The 6174-nt window shown below is 42.1% G+C and carries 12 protein-coding genes; all 12 read left to right on the top strand.

Annotated elements, in window-relative coordinates:
- Positions 1-721: 721 nt before the first annotated feature.
- Genes rpsJ through rplN form a run of 12 tightly spaced genes read left to right on the top strand, consistent with a single transcriptional unit; the run spans position 722 to position 6164 of the window.
- Positions 722-1030: a 30S ribosomal protein S10 gene (gene rpsJ / locus IEV18_RS07115; protein WP_188391694.1), complete on the top strand. Its 309-nt coding sequence runs from the start codon at positions 722-724 to the stop codon at positions 1028-1030.
- A 29-nt stretch (positions 1031-1059) separates the two neighbouring features.
- On the top strand, positions 1060-1689 hold the full coding sequence (rplC, locus tag IEV18_RS07110; RefSeq protein WP_188391693.1) for a 50S ribosomal protein L3: 630 nt from the start codon (positions 1060-1062) through the stop codon (positions 1687-1689).
- A 26-nt stretch (positions 1690-1715) separates the two neighbouring features.
- Positions 1716-2339 carry a 50S ribosomal protein L4 gene (gene rplD / locus IEV18_RS07105; protein ID WP_188391692.1) on the top strand — a complete coding sequence of 208 codons (624 nt, stop codon included), beginning with the start codon at positions 1716-1718 and terminating at the stop codon, positions 2337-2339.
- Positions 2339-2626 (top strand): 50S ribosomal protein L23, encoded by a 288-nt coding sequence (gene rplW / locus IEV18_RS07100; RefSeq protein ID WP_188391691.1) that lies wholly within the window; start codon positions 2339-2341, stop codon positions 2624-2626. The genes rplD and rplW overlap by 1 nt, the downstream gene beginning before the upstream one ends.
- Before the next feature lie 27 nt (positions 2627-2653).
- Positions 2654-3484 carry a 50S ribosomal protein L2 gene (rplB, locus tag IEV18_RS07095; RefSeq protein ID WP_188391690.1) on the top strand — a complete coding sequence of 277 codons (831 nt, stop codon included), beginning with the start codon at positions 2654-2656 and terminating at the stop codon, positions 3482-3484.
- A 57-nt stretch (positions 3485-3541) separates the two neighbouring features.
- A complete protein-coding gene (rpsS, locus tag IEV18_RS07090; RefSeq protein ID WP_188391689.1) occupies positions 3542-3820 on the top strand; it encodes a 30S ribosomal protein S19 in 279 nt (92 codons plus the stop codon).
- Between the two features lie 18 nt (positions 3821-3838).
- The gene (gene rplV, locus IEV18_RS07085) at positions 3839-4180 is read left to right on the top strand and encodes a 50S ribosomal protein L22 (RefSeq protein WP_188391688.1); all 342 of its coding nucleotides are present in this window, start codon (positions 3839-3841) and stop codon (positions 4178-4180) included.
- Positions 4181-4183: 3 nt separating this feature from the next.
- Positions 4184-4825, top strand: a complete 642-nt coding sequence (gene rpsC / locus IEV18_RS07080; RefSeq protein WP_188391687.1) for a 30S ribosomal protein S3 — start codon at positions 4184-4186, stop codon at positions 4823-4825.
- Positions 4826-4843: 18 nt separating this feature from the next.
- Positions 4844-5278, top strand: a complete 435-nt coding sequence (rplP, locus tag IEV18_RS07075) for a 50S ribosomal protein L16 (RefSeq protein ID WP_188391686.1) — start codon at positions 4844-4846, stop codon at positions 5276-5278.
- Complete coding sequence (gene rpmC, locus IEV18_RS07070) at positions 5268-5462, top strand: 50S ribosomal protein L29 (protein ID WP_188391685.1); 195 nt, start codon at positions 5268-5270, stop codon at positions 5460-5462. Before rplP ends, rpmC begins: the two co-directional genes overlap by 11 nt.
- Before the next feature lie 28 nt (positions 5463-5490).
- A complete protein-coding gene (rpsQ, locus tag IEV18_RS07065; protein WP_188391684.1) occupies positions 5491-5754 on the top strand; it encodes a 30S ribosomal protein S17 in 264 nt (87 codons plus the stop codon).
- A 41-nt stretch (positions 5755-5795) separates the two neighbouring features.
- Entirely contained in the window at positions 5796-6164 is a 369-nt protein-coding gene (gene rplN / locus IEV18_RS07060) for a 50S ribosomal protein L14 (protein ID WP_188391683.1), read from the top strand.
- The last annotated feature ends 10 nt before the right edge of the window (positions 6165-6174 follow it).

Raw genomic sequence — 6174 nt, 5'->3', positions numbered from 1 at the left:
GCTAGATATGAAATTTTGCGTCATACATAATCTGGAACCGCCGTATACGGAACCGTACGTACGGTGGTGTGAGAGGGACGGAGGTTAGTCACCTCCCCCTATCTCAATTTCAGTTTAAGTTTTCTGAATGAAACTGCGCAGCTTTTAACAGACTGTGATACTCAGGTTAAAGATTGTGCTCGGACAGAGTCGATCATTGGAACTGATTTTGTAATATACATTATTAAACATAAAACTCATATTGTTGCTGTTAACCATGCAATGGAAATACACGGAGGAATCTGCAGGAACAGCACAAGTTGAAGACCTCACAGAGCGTAGTGCGAGGAGGCTGAGGTCGTGCCGGTGGAATGAGAAGTGTATCTCCGAACTGGCAAATTAGCGGTTCAAATCCAAAATGTAGCTTTACAGCTTCCGCGTTTGGCCATAGCGGGAAAAACTAGATTATATATGGATTCTGATGCCGATTTTTTCTGAAATTTATTCCGGGATTCCCTTGCAATCAATGTTTCACCAATGTATAATAACTAAATGTGTGACCATAAATTTGGGATAATTTAAGGTTGCTTTGACCATACTGTTTTGTTATAATACTAACGTTGGTCAAAAAAGGCGATGAAGTGAGAGGTTGTTGGTACGCCCGGCCCCTTTGCCATGGCTGGCTGCCAAGAAATTTTCACGGAGAAGTCTATCAAGATATGGGCGAAAAGGAGGGAAAGTAATGGCAAAAGAAAAAATCAGAATCCGCTTAAAAGCATATGATCACCGTATTTTAGATCAGTCTGCTGAGAAAATCGTAGAAACAGCAAAACGGTCTGGAGCAAATGTTTCTGGTCCGATTCCATTGCCTACAGAAAAATCCGTTTATACGATTTTACGTGCGGTTCATAAATATAAGGATTCACGTGAACAATTCGAGATGCGTACACATAAACGTCTGATCGACATTGTGGATCCAACGCCAAAAACGGTGGATTCATTAATGCGGCTTGACTTACCATCTGGTGTAGATATCGAAATCAAACTATAAAAAACTGTTTATAAATGGAGGTGTAACGGATGACGAAAGGAATCTTAGGTCGTAAAATCGGCATGACGCAGTTGTTTACTGAAAACGGTGAGTTAATCCCGGTAACTGTAATCGAAGCAGAGCCGAATGTAGTTTTACAAAAAAGAACATTGGAAAATGACGGCTATGAAGCGATTCAATTAGGGTTTGCCGATAAGAAAGAAAACCGCGCCAACAAAGCGGAAAAAGGTCATGCTGAAAAAGCAAACACAACCCCTAAGCGCTACATTCGTGAAATCCGTAATGCTAATCTTGACGAATATGAAGTAGGTCAAGAAATTAGTGTTGGAATTTTTGAAGCTGGTGAAAAAGTGGATGTTACCGGAACGTCTAAAGGTAAAGGATTCCAAGGCGCGATTAAACGCCACGGCCAGCAGCGCGGACCAATGTCCCACGGTTCCCACTACCATCGTGGTCCAGGTTCCATGGGTGCCATTGATGCAATGCGCGTATTTAAAGGAAAGAAATTGCCTGGACGTATGGGTTCTGATCAAGTAACGATTCAAAACTTAGAAGTAGTTAGCGTTGATACTGAGAAGAATCTTATCCTTATTAAAGGAAACGTTCCAGGAGCGAAGAAATCTTTCGTAAAAATCACAAGTGCGATTAAAGGTAACTAATTTTAAAGACGAAGGGAGGATATGTCATGCCTAAAGTAGCACTATACAAACAAGACGGTAGCAATGTTGGTGAAGTAGAATTAAACGACGATGTGTTCGGTATCGAACCACATGAGCACGTATTGCATGAAGCGGTAGTAATGCAGCGTGCATCATTAAGACAAGGTACGCACAAGGTGAAAAACCGTTCCGAAGTGCGCGGCGGCGGTCGCAAACCATGGCGCCAAAAAGGAACAGGCCGTGCTCGTCAAGGTTCTATCCGTTCCCCGCAATGGGTTGGCGGAGGTGTTGTATTCGGTCCGACACCAAGAAGCTACAGCTATAAACTGCCGAAGAAAGTTCGTCGTTTAGCATTAAAATCTGCTCTTTCTTCTAAGGTAAAAGAAGATAACATTATCGTATTGGATTCGATTCAAATCGATGCTCCAAAAACAAAAGAAGTCGTAAATATGCTTAAAGCATTGAACGTAAACGACAAAGCAGTTGTAGTGACTGCAGAAAAAGACGAAGTGGTGATTCGTTCAGCAAATAACCTTCAAACAGTTAAAGTATTAACTGTAGAAGAGATGAACGTATTAGATTTGCTTGCGCATGACAAGCTCATCATCACGAAAGATGCAGCGGAAAAAGCAGGGGAGGTGCTTGCATAATGAAAGATCCACGTGATATTATTAAGCGCCCTGTCATCACAGAACATTCAACTGATTTGATGGCAGAAAAGAAGTACACTTTTGAAGTATCCCCTAAGGCAAATAAAACGGAAATCAAAAACGCTATTGAAGAAATCTTTGGCGTGAAAGTTGTTAAAGTAAACACAGCTAACCAAAAAGGTAAATTCAAGAGAATGGGAAGATACGGCGGCTTCCGCCCGAATCGCAAAAAAGCGATTGTACAGCTTTCCGAAGACAGTAAAGAATTAGATTTCTTTGAAGTATAAGATTGATAAGAGAAGGAGGGAAAAAAGATGGCGATTAAAAAGTACAGACCAACGTCAAACGGTCGCCGGAACATGTCTGTATTAGATTTCTCAGAAATCACTACAGATAAACCGGAAAAATCCCTGCTTGCGCCACTATCAAAACGCGGTGGACGTAATAACCAAGGGAGACAAACAGTTCGTCATCAAGGCGGCGGTCATAAGCGTCAATACCGTATTATCGATTTCAAACGCAACAAAGATGGAATACCAGGACGCGTTGCTACAATCGAGTACGATCCAAACCGTACAGCCAATATTGCATTAATCCATTATGTTGATGGTGAAAAACGTTATATTTTAGCACCTAAGGGACTACAAGTTGGACAAATGATAGAATCAGGAGAAAATGCAGATATCAAAGTAGGTAATGCATTGCCACTTGCAAACATCCCTGTAGGTACCGTTATTCATAACGTAGAATTAAAACCAGGTAACGGCGGACAATTAGCTCGTTCTGCAGGTGCTGAAGCACAAATTCTAGGACGGGAAGGAAAATATACACTAGTACGTTTAGCTTCTGGTGAAGTTCGTTTAATTTTGAGCACTTGCCGTGCAACTGTAGGTCAAGTGGGCAATGTTGAACACGAACTCGTTCGCGTTGGTAAAGCAGGACGTTCCCGCTGGTTAGGCAAACGCCCGGCTGTTCGCGGATCTGTTATGAACCCGAATGATCACCCGCACGGTGGTGGTGAAGGACGCGCGCCAATCGGACGCAAATCACCAGTTACACCTTGGGGTAAACCAACACTTGGATACAAAACGCGTAAACGCAATAAACCGTCTGATAAGTACATTGTTCGTCGACGCAAAAAATAGTAAAAATAACAGACGGGTAATATCTCCCGTCTCTTACTTGCGGAAGGAGGTTTATCCATGGGTCGTAGTTTGAAAAAAGGACCTTTTGCAGATGACCATTTGTTGAAAAAGATTGACAAATTGAACGAAGAAAACAGCAAAAAGGTAATTAAAACCTGGTCTCGTCGTTCTACCATTTTCCCGTCTTTTGTAGGTCATACTATCGCGGTATATGATGGACGTAAACACGTGCCGGTATACATTACAGAAGATATGGTCGGACATAAATTAGGTGAATTCGCGCCAACCCGTACTTTTAAAGGGCATGCAGGCGACGATAAGAAAACAAGACGTTAATGAGAGGAGGCATCTCACATGCAAGCAAAAGCCGTTGCAAAAACAGTTCGTATCGCTCCTCGTAAAGTTCGTTTAGTCGTTGATTTAATTCGAGGAAAAGATGTTGGCGAAGCAATTGCAATTTTGCGTCATACAAGACGCGGAGCTTCTCCGGTTGTTGAAAAAGTATTGAAATCTGCGATTGCAAATGCAGAGCATAATTACGAAATGGATCCGGATAATTTAGTCATCTCTGAGGCTTATGTAAATGAAGGTCCAACGTTAAGAAGATTCCGTCCGCGGGCTCAAGGACGTGCAAGCAAAATTAACAAACGCACAAGCCACATTACTGTGGTTGTATCAGAAAAGAAGGAGGGGTAGTTAGTGGGTCAAAAAGTACACCCAATCGGTCTTCGCATCGGTATCATTAAAGATTGGCAATCGAAATGGTACGCCGAGAAAGATTATGCCGATTTATTACATGAAGATATTAAAATCCGTGAATATCTGGAAAACCGCTTAAAGACTGCTGCTGTTTCATCCATTGAAATCGAAAGAGCGGCAAACCGTGTGAACATTACCATTCATACAGGCAAGCCTGGTATGGTAATTGGAAAAGGTGGATCTGAAGTTGAGGCGTTAAGAAAATCTCTAAACGCATTAACAGGCAAAAAAGTCCACATTAACATTGTTGAAATCAAGAAAGTAGACTTAGACGCTAAATTAGTTGCAGAAAACATTGCGCGTCAGCTGGAAAACCGTATTTCTTTCCGTCGTGCACAAAAACAAGCAATTCAGCGGGCAATGCGTGCAGGCGCTAAAGGAATTAAAACGCAAGTATCCGGTCGTCTAGGCGGAGCTGACATTGCTCGTGCGGAACATTATAGCGAAGGAACTGTACCACTACACACTTTGCGTGCAGACATCGATTACGCTACTGCGGAAGCAGACACAACTTATGGTAAGTTAGGTGTCAAAGTGTGGATTTACCGTGGAGAAGTCCTTCCAACGAAGAATGATAAATAAGGAAGGGGGCAACATCTTATGTTAATGCCTAAACGTGTGAAATATCGCAGACAGCATCGTGGTAAATTAAATGGCCAAGCAAAAGGTGGTACCACTGTTTCATTTGGTGAATACGGAATGCAAGCACTTGAACCGGCTTGGATTACCAGCCGTCAAATCGAAGCAGCTCGTATCGCTATGACTCGTTATATGAAACGTGGAGGTAAAGTTTGGATTAAAATTTTCCCAGACAAACCATACACGAAAAAACCTCTTGAAGTCCGTATGGGTTCCGGTAAAGGTTCCCCAGAAGGATGGGTGGCAGTTGTAAAACCAGGGAAAGTACTTTTTGAAATTTCTGGTGTATCTGAAGAGGTAGCACGTGAAGCGTTACGTCTTGCTTCCCACAAACTGCCTATTAAAACGAAATTTGTAAAACGCGAAGAAACTGGTGGTGAAAATAATGAAGGCTAATGAAATCAGAGATTTAACCACTGCCGAAATTGAAGAAAAAGTAAAGTCTTTGAAGGAAGAATTGTTTAATTTACGGTTCCAGCTTGCCACAGGTCAATTGGAAAACACAGCTCGTATCCGTGAAGTGAAAAAATCCATCGCACGCATGAAAACGATCATTCGTGAACGGGAATTGAACGTATAACATTTTCAAGAGAGGGGGTTAGCCTCAAATGACAGAACGGAACAATCGTAAAGTGTACACTGGACGGGTCGTATCCGATAAGATGGACAAAACGATTACTGTTTTAGTGGAAACTTACAAAAACCATAAATTGTACGGCAAACGCGTTAAGTATTCCAAGAAATTTAAAGCGCATGACGAGAATAACCAAGCAAAAGTTGGCGATATCGTTCGCATCATGGAAACTCGTCCGCTATCTGCGACAAAGCGTTTCCGTTTAGTAGAAATTGTAGAAGAAGCTGTTATTATTTAATTTAAGTTGGCTCGGAGCGTTTCCGAAAGGAGGTCAATGTAATGATTCAACAAGAAACCCGATTAAAAGTAGCTGATAACTCTGGTGCTCGTGAACTGCTGACGATTAAAGTTTTAGGCGGATCAGGCCGTAAGACTGCGAATATTGGTGACGTGGTTGTATGTTCGGTGAAGCAAGCAACACCAGGAGGCGTTGTCAAAAAAGGTGACGTCGTGAAAGCAGTTATTGTTCGCAGCAAATCCGGTACACGTCGTAAGGACGGTTCCTACATCCGTTTTGATGAAAATGCTGCTGTAATTATTCGTGACGATAAAAGTCCAAGAGGTACCCGTATCTTTGGACCGGTTGCACGGGAATTACGTGACGCTAAATTTATGAAAATCGTATCTCTAGCTCCAGAAGTACTTTAAGCTCTATATT

The sequence above is a fragment of the Compostibacillus humi genome, from assembly GCF_014637175.1.
GTDB classification, from domain to species: domain Bacteria; phylum Bacillota; class Bacilli; order Bacillales; family Amphibacillaceae; genus Oceanobacillus; species Oceanobacillus humi.
This window is presented reverse-complemented; position numbering and strand designations above follow the sequence as displayed.